21 protein-coding genes, 1 tRNA gene and 1 pseudogene are annotated in these 25,544 nt (G+C 48.7%); 4 read left to right on the top strand and 19 right to left on the bottom strand.

What is annotated here, in order from left to right:
* Positions 1-25: 25 nt before the first annotated feature.
* A complete protein-coding gene (gene lepB, locus ACTRXD_RS05700; protein ID WP_442430874.1) occupies positions 26-787 on the bottom strand; it encodes a signal peptidase I in 762 nt (253 codons plus the stop codon).
* A gap of 7 nt (positions 788-794) precedes the next feature.
* Positions 795-2,609, bottom strand: coding sequence for a translation elongation factor 4 (gene lepA / locus ACTRXD_RS05695; protein ID WP_442430873.1), 1,815 nt, complete (start codon positions 2,607-2,609; stop codon positions 795-797).
* Between the two features lie 84 nt (positions 2,610-2,693).
* On the opposite strand from lepA, the gene bioA reads away from it, so the two are divergent.
* Positions 2,694-4,115, top strand: a complete 1,422-nt coding sequence (bioA, locus tag ACTRXD_RS05690) for an adenosylmethionine--8-amino-7-oxononanoate transaminase (protein ID WP_442430872.1) — start codon at positions 2,694-2,696, stop codon at positions 4,113-4,115.
* On the opposite strand, the gene ACTRXD_RS05685 is transcribed toward bioA, so the two are convergent.
* The 13 genes from ACTRXD_RS05685 to ACTRXD_RS05625 all read right to left on the bottom strand — a co-directional run bounded on the left by ACTRXD_RS05685 (position 4,112) and on the right by ACTRXD_RS05625 (position 19,241).
* On the bottom strand, positions 4,112-4,912 hold the full coding sequence (locus tag ACTRXD_RS05685; RefSeq protein WP_442430871.1) for an SAM hydrolase/SAM-dependent halogenase family protein: 801 nt from the start codon (positions 4,910-4,912) through the stop codon (positions 4,112-4,114). The genes bioA and ACTRXD_RS05685 overlap by 4 nt on opposite strands.
* Positions 4,909-5,391 carry a transcription elongation factor GreA gene (gene greA / locus ACTRXD_RS05680; protein ID WP_442430870.1) on the bottom strand — a complete coding sequence of 161 codons (483 nt, stop codon included), beginning with the start codon at positions 5,389-5,391 and terminating at the stop codon, positions 4,909-4,911. Before greA ends, ACTRXD_RS05685 begins: the two co-directional genes overlap by 4 nt.
* 75 nt (positions 5,392-5,466) lie before the next feature.
* Entirely contained in the window at positions 5,467-8,769 is a 3,303-nt protein-coding gene (gene carB / locus ACTRXD_RS05675; RefSeq protein WP_442430869.1) for a carbamoyl-phosphate synthase large subunit, read from the bottom strand.
* A gap of 9 nt (positions 8,770-8,778) precedes the next feature.
* Entirely contained in the window at positions 8,779-9,675 is an 897-nt protein-coding gene (locus ACTRXD_RS05670; protein ID WP_442430868.1) for a M48 family metallopeptidase, read from the bottom strand.
* Between the two features lie 35 nt (positions 9,676-9,710).
* Positions 9,711-10,667, bottom strand: coding sequence for a signal peptide peptidase SppA (gene sppA, locus ACTRXD_RS05665; RefSeq protein ID WP_442430867.1), 957 nt, complete (start codon positions 10,665-10,667; stop codon positions 9,711-9,713).
* Between the two features lie 5 nt (positions 10,668-10,672).
* Positions 10,673-11,857 carry a glutamine-hydrolyzing carbamoyl-phosphate synthase small subunit gene (gene carA / locus ACTRXD_RS05660; protein ID WP_442430866.1) on the bottom strand — a complete coding sequence of 395 codons (1,185 nt, stop codon included), beginning with the start codon at positions 11,855-11,857 and terminating at the stop codon, positions 10,673-10,675.
* Between the two features lie 49 nt (positions 11,858-11,906).
* Positions 11,907-12,437: a DUF4149 domain-containing protein gene (locus ACTRXD_RS05655; RefSeq protein WP_442430865.1), complete on the bottom strand. Its 531-nt coding sequence runs from the start codon at positions 12,435-12,437 to the stop codon at positions 11,907-11,909.
* A 9-nt stretch (positions 12,438-12,446) separates the two neighbouring features.
* A complete protein-coding gene (locus ACTRXD_RS05650; protein WP_442430864.1) occupies positions 12,447-13,769 on the bottom strand; it encodes a dihydroorotase in 1,323 nt (440 codons plus the stop codon).
* Between the two features lie 9 nt (positions 13,770-13,778).
* Positions 13,779-14,720: an aspartate carbamoyltransferase catalytic subunit gene (locus ACTRXD_RS05645; RefSeq protein ID WP_442430863.1), complete on the bottom strand. Its 942-nt coding sequence runs from the start codon at positions 14,718-14,720 to the stop codon at positions 13,779-13,781.
* A gap of 7 nt (positions 14,721-14,727) precedes the next feature.
* Complete coding sequence (gene pyrR / locus ACTRXD_RS05640) at positions 14,728-15,279, bottom strand: bifunctional pyr operon transcriptional regulator/uracil phosphoribosyltransferase PyrR (protein ID WP_312747691.1); 552 nt, start codon at positions 15,277-15,279, stop codon at positions 14,728-14,730.
* 218 nt (positions 15,280-15,497) lie between these two features.
* Positions 15,498-15,941, bottom strand: a complete 444-nt coding sequence (gene tnpA, locus ACTRXD_RS05635; protein WP_442430862.1) for an IS200/IS605 family transposase — start codon at positions 15,939-15,941, stop codon at positions 15,498-15,500.
* Positions 15,942-16,037: 96 nt separating this feature from the next.
* Positions 16,038-17,819 (bottom strand): hypothetical protein, encoded by a 1,782-nt coding sequence (locus ACTRXD_RS05630; protein ID WP_442430861.1) that lies wholly within the window; start codon positions 17,817-17,819, stop codon positions 16,038-16,040.
* Between the two features lie 111 nt (positions 17,820-17,930).
* Positions 17,931-19,241, bottom strand: a complete 1,311-nt coding sequence (locus ACTRXD_RS05625; RefSeq protein ID WP_442430860.1) for a glutamate-5-semialdehyde dehydrogenase — start codon at positions 19,239-19,241, stop codon at positions 17,931-17,933.
* 936 nt (positions 19,242-20,177) lie between these two features.
* On the opposite strand from ACTRXD_RS05625, the gene ACTRXD_RS05620 reads away from it, so the two are divergent.
* A complete protein-coding gene (locus tag ACTRXD_RS05620) occupies positions 20,178-20,324 on the top strand; it encodes a hypothetical protein (protein WP_442430859.1) in 147 nt (48 codons plus the stop codon).
* 171 nt (positions 20,325-20,495) lie between these two features.
* On the opposite strand, the pseudogene ACTRXD_RS05615 reads toward ACTRXD_RS05620, so the two are convergent.
* A pseudogene (locus ACTRXD_RS05615) lies at positions 20,496-21,541 on the bottom strand (IS5 family transposase).
* A 224-nt stretch (positions 21,542-21,765) separates the two neighbouring features.
* Between ACTRXD_RS05615 and ACTRXD_RS05610 the strand changes: the two are divergent.
* Both ACTRXD_RS05610 and ACTRXD_RS05605 read left to right on the top strand, forming a co-directional pair.
* Positions 21,766-21,841 (top strand) — tRNA-Phe (locus tag ACTRXD_RS05610).
* A gap of 18 nt (positions 21,842-21,859) precedes the next feature.
* Complete coding sequence (locus tag ACTRXD_RS05605; protein ID WP_442430858.1) at positions 21,860-22,903, top strand: hypothetical protein; 1,044 nt, start codon at positions 21,860-21,862, stop codon at positions 22,901-22,903.
* Positions 22,904-23,136: 233 nt separating this feature from the next.
* Here ACTRXD_RS05605 and ACTRXD_RS05600 read toward each other — a convergent pair whose 3' ends face one another.
* From ACTRXD_RS05600 to proC, 3 genes are all read right to left on the bottom strand, one after another.
* On the bottom strand, positions 23,137-23,871 hold the full coding sequence (locus ACTRXD_RS05600; RefSeq protein WP_442430857.1) for a transglycosylase SLT domain-containing protein: 735 nt from the start codon (positions 23,869-23,871) through the stop codon (positions 23,137-23,139).
* A gap of 344 nt (positions 23,872-24,215) precedes the next feature.
* On the bottom strand, positions 24,216-24,401 hold the full coding sequence (locus ACTRXD_RS05595) for a hypothetical protein (RefSeq protein WP_442430856.1): 186 nt from the start codon (positions 24,399-24,401) through the stop codon (positions 24,216-24,218).
* A 64-nt stretch (positions 24,402-24,465) separates the two neighbouring features.
* A complete protein-coding gene (gene proC, locus ACTRXD_RS05590; RefSeq protein ID WP_442431017.1) occupies positions 24,466-25,278 on the bottom strand; it encodes a pyrroline-5-carboxylate reductase in 813 nt (270 codons plus the stop codon).
* Positions 25,279-25,544 lie beyond the last annotated feature (266 nt).

Genomic DNA, 25,544 nt, shown 5'->3' with positions numbered 1-25,544 from the left:
CTTGAATCGAGTGAGTTGGTCCTCACTATTCAATGATCTTCCCGATTCGTTCCCATCGGATCCAATCGGTCCAAGCTCCCTGCCCATTCCATGACCAATATACGAGAAATGCCCTGCCTTTAATTTTATCCATTCGCACAAATCCCCAAAACCGACTGTCCAAACTTTGGTCACGATTATCACCCATCACAAAGTAGGAGTCCGGAGGAACGGTTAAGGGCCCAAGATTATCCCGAGGATTGATACGACCATCAATAATTCCAGGGTCGACCCTCTGCGTAAAACCCTCATCCAACAAAGGCTGTCCATTCACAATCACGTGTTTATTTTGAATATGAATGGTATCACCAGGAAGCCCGATCACCCGTTTAATAAAATCCTTGTTTTCATCCTCGGGGTAACGAAACACGATGATATCTCCACGGGACGGAGGATCAAAATTCATCACGATCGTTGAAGAAAAACACGTCACGGGCGGGAACGAGACCTGAAACTCACAGTCTTTCGGCAACTGAAACCCATAGGCCAGCTTGGAAACGAGGATATGATCCCCAATCATCAAGGTCGGAATCATCGATCCTGATGGGATCTTAAAGGCCTGGACCACAAAGACCCGAATGGTTAGAGCCAGAATAATCGCAATGATCAAGGCTTCGGCATATTCTCGAAAAATGGATTTTTTGGATATCTCCATATCTTGTGAACTTGAGGTAACCGAAGATTCCCCTTGAAGATTTTTTTCGGAAGATTCGGTCATTTTTTGTTGTTGCGGATCTTGTGTAGTCATCAGCGGTTCAGTTTGGATCGGTCTTTAAAATAGCCAGAAAAGCTTCTTGAGGGACTTCGACACGCCCTAATTGTTTCATGCGTTTTTTTCCTTCTTTTTGCTTTTCCCACAATTTGCGTTTTCGGGAAATGTCCCCACCATAACACTTGGCCGTCACATTTTTCTTGAGTGCGCCAATGGTTTCCCTGGCAATAATGCGTTTGCCAATTGTCGCCTGAATGACAATTTCAAACATTTGCTTGGGAATGAGTTCTTTCATTTTTTCGGCTAATTGTCGCCCGCGGCTTTGCACTTTATCCTTATGTGCGATTATGGAGAGCGCATCTACTGTCTCCCCATTCAGCAATAAATCCAATTTCACTAATTCAGACTCGCGATAACCGAGCAATTCATAGTCCAAGGATGCATACCCTTGCGTGCGGGATTTCAGGCGATCATAAAAGTCTAACACAATTTCATTGAGCGGGATCTCATAAATTAACATGGATCGGGTTGGATCCAGATATTGCAGCCCGACTTGAATGCCACGACGTTCCTGGCACAACTGAAGAATATTTCCGATATAGCGCTCAGGCGTAATCATCGTGGCTTTAATATAAGGCTCTTCAATTCGTTCGATCTGTGAAGGATCCGGGAGTTTGGAGGGATTGTCGATTACCAGGGTTTCGCCTTTGGTGGTCGTCACACGATAAACCACCGTCGGGGCAGTACTAATCAGATCGAGTCCATATTCCCGCTCCAAGCGTTCCCGAATAATTTCCATGTGGAGAAGCCCTAAAAACCCACATCGAAACCCAAACCCCAAAGCCAGGGATGTTTCCGGTTCATAGACAAAGGAGGAATCATTCAGCTGCAACTTCTCCAGAGAATCCCGCAGGTCCTCAAACTTGGCATTGTCCGTGGTATATAACCCGCAAAAGACAACCGGTTTGACATCCCGGTATCCGGGCAAGGCCATGCTTGTTGGGCGCTTTGAATCCGTAATGGTATCGCCAATTTTAGTGTCCGATAGTTCTTTCATCCCGGCACAAATGTACCCGACTTCCCCAGGCCCCAGCCGGTTCACCTTGGTTCGTTTCGGTGAAAAGACGCCCACCTCCAGGACTTCAAATTCACGTCCGGAAAACATGAGCTTAATCATCATATTGGGGGTGATTTCTCCATCCATGACTCGAAGAAGCACCACGGCGCCCTGGTAATTGTCGAACCAGGAATCAAAAATCAGGGCTTTTAACGGTTGATCAATTGAACCGACGGGAGGCGGGATAATCTTCACCACTCCTTCAAGCACCTCCTTTACCCCTCGTCCATCTTTGGCACTGACTAAAAATGCCTCTTCACTTGACAACCCCAAGACATCTCGAATTTGGACTTTGACCCCTTCGACATCGGCGCTCGGCAAATCAATTTTATTAATGACAGGAATTATCACTAAATCATTCGAAATCGCCAGGTAGGCATTGGCGATAGTCTGGGCCTCCACGCCCTGGGTGGCATCGATTAACAACAGTGCTCCTTCACAGGCAGCCAGGCTGCGTGATACCTCATAGGCAAAGTCCACATGTCCAGGAGTATCAATGAGGTTAAACTGATATTCCTGTCCATCCGAACTCCGAAATCGTGCTGTGACGGCATGCGCTTTGATCGTAATGCCGCGCTCACGCTCCAGGTCCATGGCATCCAGATATTGCGCACGGGCCTCACGTGGAGATACGGCACCGGTGATCTCCAAAAACCGGTCGGCAAGAGTAGATTTGCCGTGGTCGATATGAGCAATAATTGAAAAATTGCGGATGTGGGTTTGAGGAAAGGCTTTACTCATTCGAAGTGACTGTGATTGTAATGAGACCCTAAAAGGTTGTCAAAATTCAATGGATTCCGCTAGGTTATTTCCTTACAAACGACCATGACTCTCAATACGACCCGCACAGCGTTAGAAAAAGACGATCGTGAGTACGTGTGGCACCCTTTTACCCAAATGCAGGAATGGGAACGCCAGCCTCCTCTCATCATCAGACGCGGAAAAGGTTCGTATATCTATGATATGGAAGGCAACGCCTATCTCGATGCGACAGCATCTATCTGGGTCAATATTCATGGGCATCGACATCCTCGTATTGATGAGGCCATTCGTCATCAACTGACCCAGGTGGCTCATACGACGTTGCTGGGACTTTCCAACCCACCAGCCATTCAATTGGCAAAAGCCCTTATTCGCCTGGCACCTAAAGGGTTACAAAAAGTCTTCTATTCCGACAACGGCTCTACCGCCGTTGAAGTTGCCGCAAAAATGGCTATTCAGTATTGGCAACAATGTCCGAACCCCCAACCACGAAAAACCCGGTTTATCCATCTTGGCATGTCCTATCACGGGGACACGGTGGGTGGAATGAGCCTCAGCGGAGTCGAATTGTTCCGCAGATCTTTTTCTCCACTCCTCTTTGCAAGCCATGACGTGGAGCCCCCTTATTGCTATCGTTGTCCCCTTCAATTGCATTTCCCTCAATGTCGGCTCGCCTGTCTTGATCCGCTTGAAAAACTTCTTTCCACACAGCATCAAGAAATTGCAGGCCTCATTCTTGAGCCCATGGTGCAAGCGGTCGCCGGGATCATTCCTTCGCCTCCAGGGTACTTGAAACGAGTCAGGGAGTTATGCACGCGGTACAAGGTTCTCTTTATTGCCGATGAGGTTGCCACCGGGTTTGGACGAACAGGTCGGATGTTTGCCTGTGAGCATGAAAGCATTTCTCCGGATATCATGGCGATTGCCAAAGGTTTAACGGGAGGCTATCTCCCATTGGCCGCCACACTGACGACAAACGCCATTTATGAAGCGTTTTTGGGAGAAGGGCACGAAAACAAAACATTTTTCCATGGACATAGTTATGCGGGGAACCCCTTGGGATGCGCGGCGGCTCTGGCCAACCTTGCCATCTTTAAGAGTGAACGAACTCTCGCAAAGCTTCAACGACGGATCCCTAAATTTCGCAGAGCTCTTGACTCCCTGACCGAAGACCCGTGGGTTGGGGATATCCGGCAATGTGGCTTTATGGTTGGGATTGAATTGGTTCAACAAAAATCCAAAAAAATGCCATTCCCTGCCTCCGAACGTATTGGCCAGAAAATAGCCATGACCGCGAGAACATTAGGACTGCTGATCCGTCCCATCGGGACCATTATGATTCTCATTCCCCCCCTTTCGGCAAGTGCCAAGGAACTCGATCAAATGGTGTCTATTTTAAAACTGGCCATTTCAGTGGTCCGTGCATCCAGCACATCTTTCCCAAAACCATCACCTCCGGAAGTATTGAATCGTCCCCTAGACTAGATGAGCTCAACCGTCTGACCAATGCGCAATTGACATCGGTCCACGGCCCGTCCTTGCTTCACAAAAATCTCAATATGCCCATTACTATTTATGAGACCTTCCGGGTATCCCAAGGCGCCTTCTTCGTAATGAGTTTTTACTCCCTTGATGACCACCTCTCCAATTTTGAGCCCGGAGAATTCTTTCTTGGTCACTGATCGAAACGTCTCTATGTCGGGCAGGGTCAAATTCGTTATGGCATTGCCAAAATGGTCAATATAGACAATTCGTCCATGTAGGGAATGTCCTTCCATACGTGGGGGATCAAGGGGAAGTTTGACATAATCATGAATGAGGCGCCCGTACGAACCGGGAACCTGCCCCTTCGTCAACCAGGCTGCCGAAGGCGCAAATAAATCCCGTCCATCAAAGGTCGCTCCCAGGGAGTCCAATCGATATTGTTTATTTTCAACCGATCGAACTTGAACTGCGGTTTCCTCTTGAAGTACGTACGTCAGGACCCCATTATCCGGAGCCAGGAAAAAATGCCTGGAAGTTGAGGCCAAAATCGCTCTTCGAGAGCTCCCCACCCCGGGGTCTACGACCACCACATGTACTGTCCCATCTGGGAAATATTGATAGCATGATTTTAAAAAAAATGCCGCTTGTTCAACCCCATGCGCCGGAATTCGATGCGTCAGATCGACGATGCGTATTTGAGAATTAATTCCGAGCATTACGCCCTTCATACTTGGAACAAAATAATCGACATCCCCAAAATCTGTAATCAACGTAACCAGGGATATGGCGGAAGTCATGATTGTAGCTCCTCAAAACAAATGGACTGGATTTGATATTCAATAACTCCTGCGGGTCGATGCACTTCAACAATATCCCCGACTCGATGTCCGATCAGTGCACGCCCAATAGGCGATTGAACCGAAATCGAACCATTTTTGATATCGGCCTCTTCTTGCCCCACCAAGGTATAGCGTTTTTCTTCTTGTGACTCTAAACTTAAAATGGTGACGGTGGCCCCAAACACCACTGTGTCACTCTGGCCTGGCGAAATTTCCACCACTTGAGCAATACTAAGTTTATGCTCAAGCTCAGACATCCGTGTATCAATAAATTGTTGTTGCTCCTTGGCGGCTTTATATTCGGCATTTTCCTTGAGATCACCATGTTCACGAGCTTCGGTGATAGCTTGAATGTTTTTAGGGCGATCTTCCCGCCGCAGCCTGGCCAGTTCTGCTTGCAGTGCCTCATACCCTTTTTTGGTCATAGGAATTTTCATGAAACCTCACTCCCCCTCTCTAAATCATGGAAATCGGATGTCAATCATCCAACATCGCGTCACGTCCACTTAGGCTTACCTGCCTGGCATCGCAGAATGATATTCCTGCAGACAGCGAACCTCCATGGATGTTTTCTTCATCGCCTCTATTCCTGAGATGGCGGCTTGCGCTGCCTGAATGGTCGTAAAATAAGGAATTCCGCCGAAGACGGACGCCCTGCGTATCGGCGCGGAATCATCCTGTGAAGAGGCACCTCCCACCGTATTTACAACTAATGACAGCTCTTTATTTTTGAGTAGATCTTCGATATGGGGCCGAGCCTCATTGATTTTATTCACCGTAACCACGTTGATCCCATGTGTCCGCAAAAAGGCCGCCGTCCCTTTCGTGGCATTCAATGAAAATCCTAGCTGCGACAGTCGCTGTGCAATAGCAAGCGTCGCGGGTTTATCTCCATCTTTCACGCTGAGAAGGGCAGTCCCCGCCAAAGGCAATGGCATTCCCGATGCGGCCTGTGATTTGGCAAACGCCCAACCGAAACTTCGATCAATCCCCATGACTTCGCCGGTCGAACGCATCTCGGGCCCCAACAATACATCGGCGACGCCAAGTTTGGTAAATGGAAAGACGGCCTCTTTAATGGCAATGTGGGGGAAAAGTGGGCACTGCGTAAAGCCTAAGTCTTTCAGGGTTCGCCCTGCCATGACTTTCATCGCATGTTTGGCCAAAGGTACACCGATGGCCTTACTGACAAAAGGGACCGTGCGGGAAGCGCGAGGATTGACCTCCAAGATATACACCGACCCATCCTTGACCGCATATTGAATATTCATCAGACCCACCACGTGTAATTCCTTGGCAAGAAGTATGGTTTGGTGCGTGATGGTCTTCAGAATATCGGCATTAAGAGAATGGGCAGGTAATGAACAAGCCGAATCTCCTGAATGAATGCCTGCCATCTCGACATGTTCCATGATGGCAGCCACCACGACGTCTGTCCCATCTGCGATGGCATCCACATCAACTTCTATGGCGTCTTCAAGGTAATCATCAATTAACAAGGGATGTCTTCCCAAATCCATCTCGTGTCTCTGAAGGTATTCATCTAATGCGTCGGCATCATACACGATTTGCATGGCCCGCCCCCCCAACACATACGATGGGCGGACCATCACTGGATAACCAATGTTGACGGCTATAATATGAGCTTCATGTGAGGACCGTGCGGTACCGTTTTGCGGCTGCAGGAGATTCAATTCCATTAACAAATCACTGAATCGTTTTCGATCTTCCGCACGGTCAATGGCATCAGGTTGTGTCCCCAGAATTCTGACCCCTTCCTGTTCTAAGGGGACGGCAAGCTTGAGAGGTGTTTGTCCACCGAATTGCACCACGACTCCGTCCGGTCGTTCAGTCAGGATAATTCGCAAGACCTCTTCTTTGGTCAACGGTTCAAAATACAAGCGATCGGAAATATCATAATCCGTACTGACGGTTTCCGGATTACAATTGACCATAATCGTTTCAATGCCTTCTTCTTTAAGGGCCATTGCGGCATGCACACAACAATAATCAAATTCAATGCCCTGCCCAATGCGGTTCGGCCCTCCGCCTAAAATCATAATTTTTCTTTTTTGAGTAGGGCGGGATTCACAGGATAACCCCGACGTTGAATAGAGATAGGGCGTATGCGCCTCAAACTCTGCGCCACAGGTATCCACTCTTTTAAACACTGTGCCATAGCCAGATCCCCTGACCTGTCGCCATTGACGAATGGTATCTTCCTCTCTCCCGATGAGTTGACCGAGGCGGTGATCTGAAAATCCAAGACCTTTTGCGTGTTCCAGGAGAGCCACCAGGGAATCTGGGCATCCTTTGCGGGTGTCGTGTGAACGATCAATCCCAACTTCCGCCTTATTTCTACGAACCCATTCCGCCTCAAATTCTACGAGTTCTTCAATCTCATGCAAAAACCAGGGGTCAACACGCGACAGATGATACAGTTCCTCTACCGACATTCCGATTCGGAAGGCATCAGCCAGAAACCAAAGGCGATCAGCGGTCGGGATTCGAACCTGAGATTGAAGACGCTCATACAACGGATGAGCCGAGCCGGCAGAGTCTTTTTTCCCATTCAGGCCATGTAACGACATCAACCCATACCGGTCTGTTTCAAGGGAACGAATAGCCTTCTGCAAAGCTTCTTTGAAGGTTGATCCGAGTGCCATGGCTTCTCCCACGGATTTCATATGGGTTGTCAGCACCCGATCAACACCATCAAATTTCTCAAATGTAAACCGTGGAATTTTCACGACCACATAGTCGATGGTCGGTTCAAAACAGGCTTTTGTCACTTGTGTAATATCGTTAGGAATCTCATCAAGGGTATACCCGACGGCCAACTTCGCAGCGATCTTGGCTATCGGAAACCCGGTTGCCTTTGAGGCCAAAGCGGAACTCCTCGATACGCGAGGATTCATTTCGATAACCATCAATGCTCCGTTGTCCGGATTCAAAGAAAATTGAATATTGGCCCCGCCGGTATCCACACCGATTTCTCGAATGATGCGGATGGCCGCGTCTCGCATATGCTGATACTCTTTATCAGATAAGGTCATGGCAGGGGCCACGGTGATACTGTCCCCGGTATGCACACCCATTGGATCGAAATTTTCGATGGGGCAGACAATGACCACATTGTCTTTAGAGTCCCGCATCACTTCTAATTCATATTCCTTCCATCCCAGAAGCGATTGTTCAAGCAAGGCCTGTCCAACAGGACTGGTCACAAGAGCCCAATCAATATACGTATCAAACTCTTCACGATTATAGGCGATATTGCCCCCTGCTCCTCCCAGAGTGAATGATGGACGGACGATAGCGGGAAATCCTATTGTTTCAAGAAGCCGTAGGGCTTCTTCTCTTGAGCGAAATGATCCGCTTGCCGCCACATTTAATCCAATACGTGTCATCGCCTGTTTGAACAAGCCCCGATCTTCCGCTTTTTGGATCGACTCATAGGAAGCTCCGATAAGTTGGACTCCGTACTTTTCCAGAATACCCCGTTTCACTAATTCCACAGTGATATTCAGAGCAGTCTGACCGCCCATGGTGGGAAGCAGGGCATCAGGGCGCTCTCGCTCTAGAATTGCTTCCACGACTTCGACCGTGATCGGCTCCACATAGGTCCGGTCCGCGAGATCCGGGTCGGTCATAATAGTGGCAGGATTACTGTTAACGAGGATGACTTCAAAGCCCTCCTCCTTCAGAGCCCTGCAGGCTTGCGTTCCAGAATAATCAAACTCACAGCCTTGCCCAATAACAATCGGTCCAGAGCCGATTAATAAAATTCGATGAATGTCGTTTCTTCGTGGCATGATGGGCTCTCAGGATGTTGAAACCGGTCCAGACATCAGTTTTTTAGTAGGAGATTCAGGTGATTCGGGAGGTGATGTCTCGGGATGATAAAATTTTAGTGCTTGGGGAATCCAGGCTTCAATTTGATTAATTCGGGTCACATCCGAAGGATGAGTGGACAGAAATTCTGGAATCGCATTTTGACTGCGAAAACAAAATTTTCCTATCATTTTTCTCGGACATCCACTCATACGTTCCCAAAACGGCACCGCTTCCCTCGGATCGTAGCCGGCCTTGGCCATCAATTGCAGCCCGATAAAATCAGCTTCGGTTTCCTGGTCACGGGAATTGGGAAGGGCCACCCCTACTCCATAGGCGCTCATGGCCCCAATAGCCAAGCCAGGGTCGACGCCACCGGCGGCGGCTCCAGCCAAAGCACCAAGTTGACCAATTTGTTCCAAAATTCCGCGACTGTATCGCTCGGCTCCATGCCGTTGCAACGCATGGGCAACTTCATGTGCCATGACCGTTGCCAACCCGCCTTCTGTTTTTGTGTATTTTAAAATGCCGGTAAACACCGCCACTTTGCCACCAGGCAATGCAAAGGCATTCACTTGATCATCATCCTGAATGACGGCGAATTCCCAGACATATTCAGGTTTTTGGGCTGCCTTGGCAATGCGTTGCCCCACACGATTCACCATTAACGCGACTTCCGGATCCCTACTTAAGGGTGCCGACTTTAAAACCTCGCGAAATGCCGCAAGTCCCAGGGCAATTTCCTTTTCTTCCGAAATATAAATTAATTGATCTCTAGCCGTCCCCGGAGCCTTTTGACATGCTGAACTTAGCAATAGAATGGCACATACCGCACCGGCCAAGAGCCATTGGAATGCCTTTGCAGAACCTGGTGAATCGTTGGTCATGGGAACAACATTTTTACATCAGAACAATATCGATTTTACGGCATCCACATATACAGCATTTGTGGTGTCCCTCCGGTCAATACGTTGAAGAGAGAATGCGAATCCACCTGTGGAAACCCGATAGACCCGATCTGAGGAGGATCAAACCGTGAGTAGATATTGTGATGAGTTCCCCCTCCCCTGGTGTACGTGACGACTTTGGCCTGTTCCAAATTGGCCTCCTTTTTGGCCAAATCAATCGCCTCATCCAAATATCCAATGCTATCCACAAGACCCTTGGATTTGGCAATATCAGCCGTAAAAATCCGTCCGTCAGCTACCGTGCGAATCTGCTCCATGCTTAATCCGGGTCTCCCCTCTTTTACCACCGAAAGGAATTGCTCAAACAAATGATCAATGGTCCCTTGAAAAATAGCCCGCTCTTCATCATCCATTGGCCGGAATGGAGAACCCATAGATTTTTTAGGACCCGACACAATCGCCGCCGGTTGGACCCCGACTTTTTCCAACAATCCTTCTGCATTCATGGTCACCATAATGACCCCGATACTTCCGGTAATGGTTGAGGGATGTGCAAGAATATGGTCGGCGGCCGTCGCAATGTAATATCCGCCGGAAGTGCCCAAATCCATAATGGCCGCAATAATGGGGACGGCGCGTTTTTTCTTAAAGACCTTCAGCTCATGATATACCAAATCTGAGGCCGTGACTGATCCTCCTGGAGTATTAATTCGAAGGAGGATAGCTTTGACATGTTCATCCTCTTCGGCTTTGGTCAATTCCTCTTTGATCCGTGCCGGCAGACTGGGTTCCTCCAAGATACCCGATGCTTTGCCTGTCGTCAGCATGCCCGAGATATCAATCAACAACACCTTATCCTTTCCTTCACCAGAAATGATGGCTTCCTGGAGTTTTCCTCCTCCCGGGAAAAGATCAATATGGATGCACCCGCTGACCATAAAAAGAAAAAGAATCAGATAACACCGAGTCATCAACATTATCCACGGCCTTTCATCATTCCCAGAAATTGTCGGAATACATACGAAGAATCATGCGGGCCCGGGGAGGCTTCCGGGTGATACTGAATAGAAAGAATGGGACTCTCTAAGCCCGCCATCCCTTCACAACACCCATCATTCACACTCCGATGCGTAATTTCCATTCGTCCAACACAGGAGTCAAACTGTTGAGACGTCAATGTCGGACACGCGCCTTCCTTGTGAGGAAGGCCAACAGCAAAATTATGGTTTTGCGAGGTAATTTCAATTTTTCGGGTGCGAAGATCCATGACTGGATGATTGGCTCCATGATGCCCAAAGGTTAGCTTATGAGTGTGCAATCCCAGGGATAATCCCAATATCTGATGCCCCAAACAAATTCCCAACAGTGGTTTCCAACCCAATAGCTGCTTGACGGTTTCTACCGCATAGGGCACCCCTTCGGGATCTCCCGGGCCATTGGATAACACAATTCCATCCGGATTAAGGCGACGGACTTCTTCCGCGGTCGTGGAAGCAGGCACAACCCGAACCTGACATCCCAGATCCACAAGACTTCGTAAAATATTCTGTTTCACACCAAAATCCATGACTACCAGTTTCAAAGGGGGCTGAGCGGTGTTTTGAGTGAAAATGGATGGGTCACCACTAGCCGGGTCCATAACAACGGATCTCTCAGTCCATTCATAGGCGTCCGGACAGGTGACCTCCTTCACCAAGTCCCGTCCAACCAGGGAAGGCACGGCCTTCGCCTTTTTTCGCAGGGCATTGTTATCAAAATCTCCATGAGAAATGATTCCCATTTGTGAGCCGTGATCACGGACATGACAGGTCAGTGCTCGCGTGTCTATCCCTTGAATGGCCACAATACGATGCTCAATTAAATAATCTTCAAAAGATTTCCGGCTACGCCAATTACTCCGGTACTTGGCCGCTTCACGGACAATAAATCCTTCCGCCCACACCCGATGCGACTCATCGTCTTCCGGGGTCACCCCATAATTCCCTATTTGGGTTGAGGTCATCAGCACGATCTGCCCTTTATAGGAAGGGTCGGTCAAAATTTCTTGATAGCCCGTCATGGCCGTATTAAATACCACTTCTCCTACGGTTTCGCCTTCGAACCCGAGTGCCTGTCCCTGAAAGATGGTTCCATCGGCTAACGCCAGAACTGCGGGCTTCATGGTCTTTCCTTTTTCATCTTCGTATTTCCGTTGTACCGATCAAGAGTAATTATGAGCGAAAAGCTATGGAGTGGTAAAAGAGAGCTTTCCGTACTTTGACAATAAGCAGCGAAGCCGCGAGACCAAAATTCACCAAGTGGCAGGCACGTACAACCATATGAAGACGAAAAAATTTTGCGTAGGCGGTATCTTTGTCTTCTTTTGAGACCGCCTCAAAGGCCTCTTCCTGTAACGTAATGGCTTGGGGACTCAGAACCACCAGTATACTGAACGTCATAAGGGCCATTCCGGCCAGAAGCCACCATTCCACGGAAGACACGGCAAACATCTCGGAGGGGTTATGGCCAAAAGCCCGGGAGCGAATCACGGCCACCACACTCAATAAAATCAAAATCCAGACATTCATTAAGCCAAACCCATCAAACACTCTCCGTAAAAAACGGCCAGCCGGTTCCATCCCGAAGGAATTAAAAACGGCAGGAATCACCAACGCAATAATGACGACTAACCCGCCCACCCATAGGATTAAGGCACACAGTTCAAAAAGAAACCCCACCACCCCCCAGTTAATCCGCTTCATACTTTTGAATTATCGGGCATCATAGACCATCCTGCCATCAACCAAGGTCATCTTCACTTTTCCCTTCACTGTCCAACCCCCAAATGGCGTATTCTGACTTTTTGAGAAAAATTTAGTGGGATCCACCACCCACTCTTCATGAGGATCAAACACCACGATATCGGCATGTGACCCTGGCTGGAGGCTTCCAACAGGAAGGTGAAAAAGCCGGGCAGGAGATTTGGTCAATTTATCAAGCGCCTGTTCAAGGGACAAGACCCCCTCATCCACCAGACGGAGGGTTAAGGGGAGAGCGGTCTCAAACCCTACAATTCCAAACGGAGCCGTATCAAATTCCAATTGTTTTTCTTGGAGGGCATGGGGAGCATGGTCGGTGGCAATGGCATCAATAGTACCATCAACCAAGCCCTGCTTGAGGGCTTGAACGTCTTCATCCGTCCGCAGTGGTGGATTCATTTTGGCATTGGAATTATAACAGCGGACGGCTTCTTCAGTTATGGAAAAGTGATGAGGACAGACTTCTGCGCTCACCGGCAACCCTTGCCCTTTGGCATGACGGACCAGTTCCACCGAACGGGCGGTGCTCAAATGGGCCAGATGCACATGAACCCCGGTAAGATCGGCCAGAGCCAGGTTTCGAGCCACCATCACCTCCTCTGAGGCATCGGGGATCCCTGGCATCCCGAGTTCAGTCGATACCATACCCTCGTTCATACATCCGCCATCGGTTAAATGCAGGTCTTCGCAATGGTCCACAACAGGAATTCCAAAAGCCTTGGCATACTCCAGCGCCCTTCGCATGACCAAACTATTCATCACGGGGCGCCCATCATCCGAAATGGCCACACATCCGGCGTCCACCAATTCACCAATATCGGCAAGTTCTTCTCCTTCGGATTTTTTGGTGATGGCCCCGATCGGGAACACTCTGGCCTTGCCGGCTTCTTGCCCTTGGGCCAGCATAAATTTGGTGATGGCAGCGTTATCATTCACGGGCTGGGTATTCGGCATACAACAAATGGTCGTAAATCCTCCTGCCACGGCCGAGGCCGCGCCGGTCGCGATGGTTTCTTTGTATTCAAACCCGGGTTCCCGTAAGTGGCAATGCAGATCGACAAGGCCAGGCGCCACAATCCAGCCATGGGCCTCAAGAATTGTAACTGATGAATCCTGAGAAAGGGGGTTCGTCAGTGGAAAACCGACTTCAAGAATGTTTCCATCTTGAATAAGCACATCGGCTCGTCCATTCACGTGGCCGGGGTCAATCACGATTCCACCTTGAATACAGAGCAGGTGAGAAGAGGTGGGAGACTGTCCTGTCTTTTTGGTCATGTTGTCCGATTATTCGTTAAGGGTTGAACGTTCACTAGATCCTGATAATAAATACATCAGGGCCATTCGCACAGAGACGCCATTCGTCACTTGATCCAGAATCACCGCGACATTGCTATCCGCGACCGACGGCGAAATTTCCACGCCCCGGTTTAGCGGACCGGGATGCATCACAATAGCATCCGGTTTGGCGAGCTTGAGTCTTTCCGTCGTTAAACAAAACAGTTTGGCATATTCTCGAAGACTGGGAAGTAACGCCCGCCCTAAGCGTTCACGTTGCAATCGCAGCATGATGATTACATCCGTTCCAATCAATGCCTCATCAAGATCGTGGAACACCTCCACACCGAAATGTTCAAGACCGAAGGGAATCATGGTTGGTGGAGCCACGACTCTCACCTCTGCTCCGAGTTTGGTCAAAGCCAGAATATTCGAGCGCGCCACGCGGCTATGTGCAATATCGCCGACAATCACCACCACTAAACCCGAGACGCGTCCTTTTTTCTCTTTTATGGTAAAGACATCCAGGAGGGCCTGAGTGGGATGTTCATGCCACCCATCTCCCGCATTGATCACCGATGACCTGACCGAACGCGCAAGGTTTTCTGCGGCACCAGGTGATGGATGACGCAGCACAATGATATCTGCCTGCATGGCTTCAATATTTCTGGCAGTATCGACTAAGGTTTCTCCTTTCACCATACTGCTGGTCGAAGGCGAAAAATTAATGACATCGGCACTCAATCGTTTAGCAGCCAATTCAAAAGACGTTCGAGTACGAGTACTGGGCTCAAAAAATAAATTCACCACCGTTTTCCCTCGCAGAGCCGGAACTTTTTTGATGTCCCTCCCTCCGACTTCTTTCAGGGATTCGGCTGTCGTTAAAATCAATTGAATTTGGTCAGCTGATAAGGCCGCAATGGTCAATAAATCTTTGCGTTCTAGACCCATAATGACTTCATGGTGTTAATATGGAGACTCGATCGTCCTGCCCTAATTCCTCAAAAAAGACCTGGACGTTTTCTTCCCGGGCAGTCGGGATGCTTTTCCCGACATAATTAGCACGAATGGGAAGCTGCCGATGTCCACGGTCGACAAGAACAGCCAGTTGAATTTCGGCAGGGCGCCCTAAATCCATTAACCCATCCAAGGCCGCACGAATGGTTCGTCCGGTAAAGAGTACGTCATCGACCAGCACGATTTTCACATCGGATATATGAAACGGAATGGTCGTTTTTCGTATTTCCGGCTGATCTTTTCTGATGGAGAGATCATCCCGGTACAATGTGATATCCAACTCTCCAAGAGGCACGTCCCGTTTTTCAATCTGCTGAATTCTGAGGGCAATCCTTTTGGCGAGAAACACCCCGCCCGTGCGTATCCCCACCAACGCTAACCCTTCAATGCCTTTATTCCGCTCAAGAATCTCATGACTAATGCGGGTTAAGGTCCTGGCCATTTCCTGACCATCCATTAGCAGTCGTTCGTGTGGTCGAGGAGAAGTGTTCATGTCATCGCGCCCCATGAAAACAAAAAAAACCCTTCTCAGAACGACATGAGAAGGGCGCACATGAAATGGCCAATTGAGTGGCCGTCATCGGTTGACTCTCCTTACCCACCTCGCCGGATGGGTTTTAAAGGTTTCCCCATACTATTCGCACAACGATCGGCTGTCAAGATCGTGAAGAGGCAGGTTCAATAAAGAACCCCGCCGCAAGCAACGGGGTATTAGAAGAGTGCTAATTGATGATTTGTGTATAACTTCTGGTATGCCTCCCCTTGTTGCTTGACATACTTTCCTATCATCGTTTCATGGCCATGCTTCCCCACGGTGCTGGCGTAATACCCGTCAGTCCACAATTCTCCACCCCATAATTGCTCCTTCACCTGAGGGACACGACGGAAAATCTCTTTGGCAGACAGACTCTTGATGAGAGTCACCACCTTCGTCGCACTGTACCCCGACACCGCTTGGACCAGAAAATGGACATGATTCTTATCCGTGCCAATCTCCAGAAATTTCAACTGATAGCGTTGCTCGATCTCGAGACATACATCTTTCAATACTTTATCGACGGTCGCATCAAAGATCGCCCGACGATACTTGGCAGGAAAAACCAAGTGATACAGTAAGACCGTAACATTATGACTCTTATGAATGTACTCGCTCACGCGAGTAGTTTACGCCGCAAGCAGCGGGGAATATACCCGCAAGGGATTCAACGGGACCAACCAACATTTGCGATTTTACGGCAGGGCCCCTTGAAATTAATACCGAACAGGATTTTGAATAATCCAGACCGTCAATTCAGGATTTACCCATCCATTGGGAAGTATCGTTTGGTGAATCCGGAAGGGAGGCAAAGAATCGCCTGCGGCAGAATGGAGAATTTGAAGGCCTAGCTTCTGGAGATTCTCTTTCAGAACGGAAGGCCCGGCCACACAACCGACACTCCCCTCAGCAAGATAGGTCCGTAAAAATTTTACCCAACAGTCGAGCATATTGGAATTTGAATAATCTGAAAAGGGAATCCAGAGATAAATCCAATCATACCTTGTCGGCAATGTTTTCAACATGAGCCGCTCAAAGGGGAAAAATTGAAAATTTGAAAACCATGACAACCGGTCCATCCTAGAAAGCCTATTCCAAATAGATTGGGCATGTTTTTGAGCAAATTGTGGCCAGATGTACCAAATGGTATAAATTTGAGTTTCCTGGAACTGGAGGCATGAACCCAATCCCGCTTCGCAATGGGAAAGCAAGACGCGTTTGGCGTGAGATCGTAAGTGAAAGAGATCCTGGTTTTCTTCAAAAAGATCATCCCAAAAATCCAAAACGAAAGGTTGACTTTCCTTTTCCCCGATCATTTCAGATTTATCAGGATACAGTAAAACCGAAGAGAAGGCTTCCTGGGGAGTCAGCAGAGGGGGTTTTATGGGAAAACCGTCCCGCCAAGTGCAGGCGAGCGGTTTCCAGGAAACCGAATGGTTCGGTTTGGACAGCTGCCAGGATGGTCGAATGGTCAATTCCTTTTGCTCAGGGCCATCAAATAACCACAGGCCGTCCGCCGTAACTCCCGTTCCCCGATTGTCCGACACCGGTAGACCTGACTCGGGTATTCGGTTAAACGATAGGCCGGAAGGATCATCCCACCATGTGACTTTTTGAATCATCTGGTTTCTGACCGTCACGCAAACATGCTGTTCTTCATCCATATAGCGAACGGGGAAACCGGAAGCGGGAAGCCAGTGAACTTCATGCGATCGTTCAATATCCAAAAATACTTCCAGCGGGGATTGCCTGGTAGAAACGGAAGGGGTAAAAAACAGGCTGAAGAGCCGGAACGCCGCCTCGGAGGGATATGCCGGAATACCACGGTATTGCAGGGCACGGCCCCCATTACTATTTTGATCGTCGTAGAGACCTCGGATGAATTCAAAGGTCGCACTACCGGTTCCCGGCAAAAGGGATAAAAACAATTCTACCACTGGGAGATAGTCAATCCGACTCCACTCCATCCGACTCATACATGACATGAACCTGGCGTCTTCAAAAGATCCATTGGGTAACACATAAAAAGCGTCTTTAACCTGGTGAATCGTGGCGTGCCCGTTACCATGAAGGACGACATCCTCATCCCGATAGAAAAATCGGACCATTGCCAAGTCGGAATGCAAGGACCGGGCTGCCATCTGACGCAGGTCATCCTGGGTGATCTGTTCCCAGCCTGGCCGCCGAGATAAATCTAGGGAAATGGTATTGACCAACCCTTCTGGTTTAATCCCGACCCATTGACCCCAATCCAATCGAAGACGGGCAGAGACAAGGGATAGCGCCCCCGTTGGCTTTTGCTCCCACAAACATTCATGGAGAGGATTTCCCTCTGGATCTGCCAAAAGAATCCGTTGCCCATGCTTGCCATACAACACACAATGACCAGTGGGCTGTTCGAAGATCCGCCCACCCGCGGACTCCCATTCCTGTCTATAGACCTGATTGGCAGGAAAACGTAAGGCTTGGGGATGGTTCAATACGCATTGAATGTTCATGGTGAGGCATGGAAAAGCTTAGAAGGCAGATTGCCTCTGAAAACAAAAACCGGAGACGGGACTGGTGTGAGAAACAAATGGAGGGAACACTGCATCGAACCGATCGGGGCCTTACTCCCGGACTTGACCGGAACCGTATACAACATATTTCGAACAGGTTAAATCTTCTAACCCCATGGGACCACGAGCATGGATCCGGGTTGTGCTAATCCCAATTTCGGCACCCAACCCAAACTCGTAGCCGTCGTTCAAGCGGGTCGAGGCATTGACCATCACGGTACTGGAATCCACCTCTCGCAAAAATCGCAGAGCCCGATCATAGTCATTGGTCAAAATAGAGTCCGTATGACGGGAACCGTATTGGTGAATATGGTCCATGGCGCTCTCCATATCCTTCACCACTTTGATCGCCACAATGAGCGATAAAAATTCTTTACCGAAATCGTCTTCTTGGGCAGGTTTGGCCTGAGAAAGGATCTGGCAGGTTTTCAAACATCCCCGCATTTCCACTCCTGCCTCAATAAATTCTTCGGCTAAGGGCGGCAAGAATTTTTTGGCTACTTTCTCATGCACCAGAAGAGTTTCCATGCTGTTACAGGTCGAGCAACGCTGAGCTTTCGCGTTGAAACTGATTCGTTGGGCCATGGCCAGATCCACATCTGAATCCACATAAATATGGCATACGCCTTTGTCGTGCTTGATCACCGGGATGGTCGCGTGCTGAGTGACCGTGTCCATCAGCGCCTCGCCACCACGAGGAATGATGAGATCAACAAACCGGTGACTTTTGAGCAGAGCAAGAACGACCTCGCGGTCAGTCTTGCCGATAAAGGTAATTGCTCCTTCGGGAATTCCAGCCTTTTGGGCCGCCTCCCCAAGAATCGTCGCAAGAGCCAAATTGGAATGGTGTGCCTCGGACCCCCCTCGCAGCACACACACATTGCCGGATTTGAGACAGAGGGCTGCCGCATCAGCGGTCACATTGGGGCGGGATTCATAAATGATTCCGATCACCCCAATCGGCACACGCACTCGACCGACTCTCATTCCATTGGGTCGTTGCCAGAACCCCATCGATTCGCCAACTGGATCCCGTAACTGGGCAATCTCGCGAATGTGCGCCGCCATATCGGCAATTCTGGCTGGAGTTAAGCGAAGTCGATCAGCCATAGCCGTCCGTGAGGGATTCCCTTCGAATGCTGAAAGATCTTCTTCATTGGCCTTAAGGATCGCTTCTTCTCCAGCCTCCAGCCCATCAGCCATAGCCATTAACGCGGCATTCTTTTTCATGGCATTCAAAGCACTCAATGGGCGGGCAGCCTGTTTGGCTCGTTGAAGCAAGGGTTTCAGGTATTCCTCAGGGGAAAGCTCTTCCTCTTCTCCTGAAACTTCAAGTTCATCCTGAGATTTATTGGTTTGCATAGCCTTATGTTTTCCTGAGGTAAATATATTTCATGGACGGAATAGTGTTGAGAATACCTGGCAGTCACAAAAACCGTCAAGGAAGCGAGGATTGGACTGAGCGGACAATGACTTCCTGCTGTAAAAAATGCGCAGGACCCGATCGAGCATGTATCACATTAAGGAAGGGGTAACTCTGTTCAAAAAAGCACAGGAGTGGAGTTGATCCATAGGTTCCTCCTATCGCATACAGTGAGGCATACATCCTACATATAACCATCCGTCTTAAACGGTTTGTTTTGACTCGGTCATACGTGCAACTCATAACGCATCTCACCCCTTTTGAAACTAACTACCACGGTTGCCATCAAATTTTGTCTCACTCCTGGCGAGTAAAACTGGATCATTTTTTTTCGAATCGGTTCGCAAACCATTCATAAAGAGTCGAAACCTTCTGAATCCGAGCATTTAGGTATACGAAAAGGGTTTCTGAAAAACCTGCCTGGGGCGAAAGCACAATTAAGGATAGGAGCGCCTTCATAAACCCCCAAGCAAAAAGCGGTTCCGACCACTATAGCCTTCATTTTATGGTAGAATAGTTGGTGCATCGAAGAGATTGGGAGTTCCATTATGGAAAAAGAAAAAATACCTAAACTTTCGTTTCTAGCAATCACATTCGTTTTATTTACTTCATGGCTTACCCTCTTTCCAGTGGAAGATTTAACGGTTAAGGCAGCCCTGAATTCCGAAGAAGAATTGACCGCTAGTGACCAGGTTCCAGTGGACAATTCGACTAGCAAAAGGTCCATTAACTTGCGAAAGACGCAAGGTTGGGAGAAAAGGTTATTGGGGAAAACATTTTCTCAGAACCATTTCCAAAAGAAACAATCGCAAGAAAGCTCTCTGTTTCACCTGAAATCACCAGGGAAACTGCCAGGCATCGAATTCGGAATCGAAATGCATAGCATTCAGGCTTTTCAATCGGTCGTTCCTTCAGAGAATTTACCAAAAGCCCTGGACCTCAAGCGGGAACAACCTCTTCTTTTTCCTCCCTCAATCAATGCCCCGGATTACGATGGAGGATTTCTCCGGTTCACCTGGTAACAAAAATCGCGTCACACCTCACAAACATAAGGGCACCTCTAAAAACTCTTGGTTTTGTCCCAGCTCCTTGCTCTCGCTTGGAGTGCCAGTTTCCGAAAGTCCTGGCCATGAGGATGAGTGGAGTACTCAGCGGGTCCTTGAGGGATTCACTTTGCCTGATTCTCCTTCATCTTAAGCCACCTGAGTCTTTCGGGGAACAGTGAGGAGGAGAAACCGGTGGAAATTATAGGTGAGATTCTTCATCCCAATCTTGAGCCGAGCCCGCACGAGCCCAACCGTTCGAATCCATTTGCCACTCATCGCGGTGACCTGATGGCCGAAGACATGCTCGACACGCGCGCGAATGCGTGAGCGGCACCGGTTGTGGGACTTCTGTTGCGCGGTCAGGGGTTTGTGGCGATACCCTTTCCGGTGAATCGTGGAGCGCAGCCCGGTGGCTTTGAGGTGGGCGTCGATCTCGGTGGATCGGTAGGCCGAGTCGGCCCAGACATCCCGTCCGGCCTCCGGGGGCATCAGCACCTCTTCCAAAACCTGACTGTCATGCACTGCTGCATCGGTGACGGTATACTGCCGAATCAGCTTATGCGTCTTATCCACGTTCACATGGTTCTTGTAGCCATAATGATTCTCACCATGCTTCACGGTCCAACGGGCTTCTGTGTCTTTCTGCCGTCGTTTGGCGGGTTGACCGTCCCACTCCGGCGGACACTCCCCGGCTTGGATCGTCGCGTTTTCGTCGCGCGAGTTCCGTTGCTTGGGCACCGGGACCAGTGACGCATCAATCAGTTGGCCTCCACGGGGTTGTAAGCCCTGCTCGGCCAGATAGGCTGCAAATTGTGCAAAGAGGCTCTCCACGACCTGGGCTTGGGCGAGGGTTTCGCGAAACAACCAGATGGTCTTGGCATCGGGGATACGTTGATCCAAATCGAGGCCCAAGAACCGCATGAAGGACAGGCGATCGCGAATCTGATATTCGGTTTGCTCATCAGACAAATTATAAAGGGCTTGCAGGACGAGGATTTTGAACATCAGCACGGCATCAAAGGGGGGTCGACTGCCTTGCTTGCGCTTGGAGCCGCGGAGAACTTTTTCCAAGGCCGGCCGAAACTCCACCAAGGCACATGGGAGGCAAGCGATTCTAAGGGATCCCCGTGATGACTCAGGGCGTCGTAGCGGGTGGCGAGATCAAAAAAACTGAGTTGGCTGGGTGGCGACATGAGCAATCCTCCGTGGGTTGGAAGTATCGCAAATGATGCTCAGATTGTCAGGGGTTTTTAGAGATGCCCATAAGACTTTGAGCCCTCGCCACCGAGGGCGTAATGTTTAAAAAACTTTTCCAATTCCAAATCCTCAAAACAGGAAAAAGTTTATATAATTAATTGGAAAATGAAGAAGCCTTTATGTTATAAAATTAGGTCGAAGTCAATGGTTCTAGGAGTGTGCCGAGGTAGCTCAGTTGGTAGAGCACAGCCCTGAAAAGGCTGGTGTCCGCAGTTCGATTCTGCGCCTCGGCACCACGAAAACAAAAACTTCACATGTCCTTCTTCCCCACCAGCATGAAGCATTTGAACCTTCTGACAATCAGGCCTCTTCGCACTGTTGTTGAATTGATATTGATTCTTGTCGTCTTTTTTGTATTACTAGGTGGTCCTCAATCTATTTTTGCCACTGAAGGTGATGGTGTAGAATTGGCTCAAGTCTCTTCTCAACCATCCCCTCCCCCAAAAACCAGAACCGTTGTTGCGGACCTCCTAATGGTCGATGGCGGGTTTTATGTGGTGCGCGGGGAACGTGGAGAAATTCGTATCGAAGTCACTCCGGAAACTCAACTGGCGGAGTCATTCACCTTTGGCGATCGTATCAAAGCAGTGCTTTTACCAGACGACAAGGCCATTACCATCACAAGAGCACAACCAGGGGAACCGATAGGGACAACAAGCAAATCTCCCGTCACCCCGGCTCCTCCATCCACTCCATCTCCAGGTGCTAAATCGAAACCATCAACTCCCCCGACAAAAGTATCGCCGAATGTGCGGATTATCGTTGCTGACATCTTAATGGTTGATAGAAATTTTTATATCATCAGAAGCGACTATGGAGAAATTCGAATTGAAGTCACACCCCAGACCAAGTTATCCGAATCCTTCAAGTTTGGGGATCGGATCAAAGCACGGGTCAATCCACAAGATAAAGCATTATCAATTGTTCGCGCGAGTCCAGATGATTCTCCTGGGATTCGCTTGGAGGAAGGCCCTTTGGCCTCGACTCCGACAGCGCCTCCGGTTGGAATTGCCCCCGAAACAGAACCCACACCTCCTAAAAATGACCCAGCAACGACTGCTCCAAAGGTGGCCCCAAAAGTTCGTACGATTGTGGCCGAGATCCTAATGATTGATGGAAATCTTTATGTTGTCAGGGGGGATCGAGGAGAAATTCGTATCGAGGTTACTGCTGAAACAGACCTCTCTGAATCCTTCGAATTTGGGGATAGGATTAAGGCCAAAATTTTGCCAAATGATACCGCACTATCCATTGAACGTGCCCGGCCAGATGAACCACTTGGGGCCCAGACGCCCTAGAGCCCAGATTTTCTTTTCCCCGAATAATCCACCGTTTCATTTTTCAAGATCTCGAAATCTAGGGTTTTTTGTTCTTACAAAACCGATTACGCCGAATGGCTTCACTTATGAATCTCTGGATGGGCGAACCAACTGGGGAAAAGTGAATTGAAAAAAACTAAAACGAGGGGAAGAGACCAATGAAGAAGGCCACAGGAGTAAGGCCAAATATCAAACGTTGAATATAAAAAAAGTTAAATATCCACTTGCGAGCTTTTTGCCTCTCGTTTCACAACCTGTTGAAGGATGTTCCGATAGGCTCGAATCCGCTTGACATATCTTACAGGCTCCCATCCACGGGCATAACGATGAGGCAGGTCCTGATAATATTCCTTGTGAGCTAAGAGGGGAAGAATGCTTTTAATGTCTTCCCACTGATTGGAGTTTTTACCTAAACGCTCAGCAAGCAATCGAGCATCGTTAATATGTCCCATACCGACATTGTAGGCCGCAAGAGCAATAAACATGCGATCCGGCATGCGAATGTGGTCAGGAACCCGCTTTTGTAAATAGGACAGATAGCGAGCCCCACCGGCAATGCTTTTTGACGGGTCAAGCCGGTTTTTGATTCCCAGATCCGAGGCCGTGGAACGTGTGAGCATCATAATTCCTCGAACCCCTGTGGGGCTGACGGCCTTGTTATTCCATTGCGACTCCTGATAGGCCATGGCGGCCAACAACATCCATGAAATACCTGATTTTTTTTCAGCTTCCTGAAATTCTTCACGGTAAGAAGGCAGCCTAGTCTCAATATGTCGCAAAAAGGTCTTTACCTCATACGCGGGCAGGTTTGTTCCTAATTGCGCAGTCCGCTCCTGATGGGAGAGGTAATTTCGATCGTGATGGGGAAGCTCCCAAAGGACCAACAGTACTCCCAATAAGGCCATGACCAGACCGATTTGTTTACCGACCTTTTTAATTGTTCTCATGACCATCATCATTCCTTCCGCATCTATAACGAATCGTCATACTAAACAATTGTACTGGGTGTATTTATGGAAGAAGATTCACGTCGGATTACGGGATAAGATTATGGTGGCATAAAGAGGGGAATTAGGCAAGGAGAATTTCCCCGATATCCCTTATAGAAAAAACAATACCTTCCGGTTTTCTGTTGTCGAATCAATATCTTAAATATTGACGACATTATCATTTAAATAAGAAATTTGATCATGTAACGAATAGGATCATACCCTTTCTTCACCAATCTTTCTTTTCGGATAATCCAATCAGAATATTTAGAGACTCCTAATCCCATCGAACGGCCTCTACCTTATGACTTGTTAAAGACACTAGCGTCACAAGAAAAATACTTAATTTGCTTCAAGGGGATGATGGTGACTTCTTGGGGAGTATCGACTTCAAGAATTTCCATATCATCGCTGATAGTATGGCGAATAGCGTCCTTGAATTCTAATTCTTTATTATCAACAAAGGTAACCTTGACCCAATACTGCACCGTATACTCTCCTTTCAATAAAACATTATGAAATGTATGCGGAAAATGTCAGCTGCCCAGATCATTATTGACCCAACTCACAGGACCGAGCCGTAGCAGCTTTGACGGCTTTCATTAAGGTCGCCCGTAACTTCCCTGTTTCTAGTTTTTGAAGACCCGCAATCGTTGTCCCACCCGGTGACGTCACCCGATCTTTAAGTACGGCAGGATGTTCGCCACTTTCAATCACCATCCTGGCCGCCCCTAATACCGTTTGTGCCGCAAGGACACTGGCTACTGTTCGTGGAAGACCGACCAGGACCCCACCGTCTGTGAGTGCTTCAATCACCAGATAGATATACGCAGGTCCACTTCCGCTCAAGCCCGTCACGGCATCCATTAAGGATTCCTCCACCATGACGACTTTGCCAACCGATTCAAAGATTGATTGAGCCAGATGAAGGTGGTCCTGGGAGATCCCTGAACTTCCGGCCAATGCCGTGACACCTTCCTGGATGACCGCAGGAGTATTGGGCATCGCACGAATAAGGGAAATGTTTCTCCCGACATGCTGTTGAATGCGTGCCAAAGGATACCCCGCTGCGACGGAAATCAATAAGTGCTCCTGAGAAATCTGCTCTTTGATCTCTGCGAGCACGGTATCCATAACCTGAGGCTTCACACAAAGAACAATGATATCGGCTGCTTTCACTTCATCAGCATTATCAGATCCCACATGAACTTGAAAGGTCTTCTGAAAATGCTCTAGGCGGATTGAGGAAATATCGGTAACAGAAATATTGGCGGGAGACGCAAGGTGGGCTTTCAAAATTCCGGTCACCAACGCATCAGCCATGTTGCCGGCCCCTAAAAATACAAACTTTGGTGACTGCCCCATCCACCGAGTATAGCCGGAGACTGAAGGGGGTTCAACTTCACTCCAGGGAATATTGAACACAATCTCTCAACAATATTTCACACAATTCAATGCCATTAGGAACTGCTTCTAAAAAAATATTCCATTGAACAACAACCCTTTTCAAATACGGTCCCCTGCTTGAGGGAAAGCATTAGTCGCATGCCCGGGCTACCCGGTTGATAGTTTTCCGGACCGCATTGAGTTGCCCCCCCCTTTGTGTGAAGAGTATATTAGAAAACCCTAAA

Source organism: Nitrospira sp. T9 (assembly GCF_052156535.1).
GTDB lineage: Bacteria > Nitrospirota > Nitrospiria > Nitrospirales > UBA8639 > Nitrospira_E.
Note: the sequence above shows the minus strand (reverse complement) of the source record. Positions and strands in the feature narration are given on the sequence as shown.

Bases quoted from the DNA above. Each gene is read 5' to 3' on its own strand.
- lepB (WP_442430874.1), bottom strand. From the start codon at position 787: ATGACTACACAAGATCCGCAACAACAAAAAATGACCGAATCTTCCGAA.
- lepA (WP_442430873.1), bottom strand. From the start codon at position 2,609: ATGAGTAAAGCCTTTCCTCAAACCCACATCCGCAATTTTTCAATTATT.
- bioA (WP_442430872.1), top strand. From the start codon at position 2,694: ATGACTCTCAATACGACCCGCACAGCGTTAGAAAAAGACGATCGTGAG.
- ACTRXD_RS05685 (WP_442430871.1), bottom strand. From the start codon at position 4,912: ATGACTTCCGCCATATCCCTGGTTACGTTGATTACAGATTTTGGGGAT.
- greA (WP_442430870.1), bottom strand. From the start codon at position 5,391: ATGAAAATTCCTATGACCAAAAAAGGGTATGAGGCACTGCAAGCAGAA.
- carB (WP_442430869.1), bottom strand. From the start codon at position 8,769: ATGCCACGAAGAAACGACATTCATCGAATTTTATTAATCGGCTCTGGA.
- ACTRXD_RS05670 (WP_442430868.1), bottom strand. From the start codon at position 9,675: ATGACCAACGATTCACCAGGTTCTGCAAAGGCATTCCAATGGCTCTTG.
- sppA (WP_442430867.1), bottom strand. From the start codon at position 10,667: ATGACTCGGTGTTATCTGATTCTTTTTCTTTTTATGGTCAGCGGGTGC.
- carA (WP_442430866.1), bottom strand. From the start codon at position 11,857: ATGAAGCCCGCAGTTCTGGCGTTAGCCGATGGAACCATCTTTCAGGGA.
- ACTRXD_RS05655 (WP_442430865.1), bottom strand. From the start codon at position 12,437: ATGAAGCGGATTAACTGGGGGGTGGTGGGGTTTCTTTTTGAACTGTGT.
- ACTRXD_RS05650 (WP_442430864.1), bottom strand. From the start codon at position 13,769: ATGACCAAAAAGACAGGACAGTCTCCCACCTCTTCTCACCTGCTCTGT.
- ACTRXD_RS05645 (WP_442430863.1), bottom strand. From the start codon at position 14,720: ATGGGTCTAGAACGCAAAGATTTATTGACCATTGCGGCCTTATCAGCT.
- pyrR (WP_312747691.1), bottom strand. From the start codon at position 15,279: ATGAACACTTCTCCTCGACCACACGAACGACTGCTAATGGATGGTCAG.
- ACTRXD_RS05630 (WP_442430861.1), bottom strand. From the start codon at position 17,819: ATGAACATTCAATGCGTATTGAACCATCCCCAAGCCTTACGTTTTCCT.
- ACTRXD_RS05625 (WP_442430860.1), bottom strand. From the start codon at position 19,241: ATGCAAACCAATAAATCTCAGGATGAACTTGAAGTTTCAGGAGAAGAG.
- ACTRXD_RS05620 (WP_442430859.1), top strand. From the start codon at position 20,178: ATGCATAGCATTCAGGCTTTTCAATCGGTCGTTCCTTCAGAGAATTTA.
- ACTRXD_RS05605 (WP_442430858.1), top strand. From the start codon at position 21,860: ATGTCCTTCTTCCCCACCAGCATGAAGCATTTGAACCTTCTGACAATC.
- ACTRXD_RS05600 (WP_442430857.1), bottom strand. From the start codon at position 23,871: ATGAGAACAATTAAAAAGGTCGGTAAACAAATCGGTCTGGTCATGGCC.
- proC (WP_442431017.1), bottom strand. From the start codon at position 25,278: ATGGGGCAGTCACCAAAGTTTGTATTTTTAGGGGCCGGCAACATGGCT.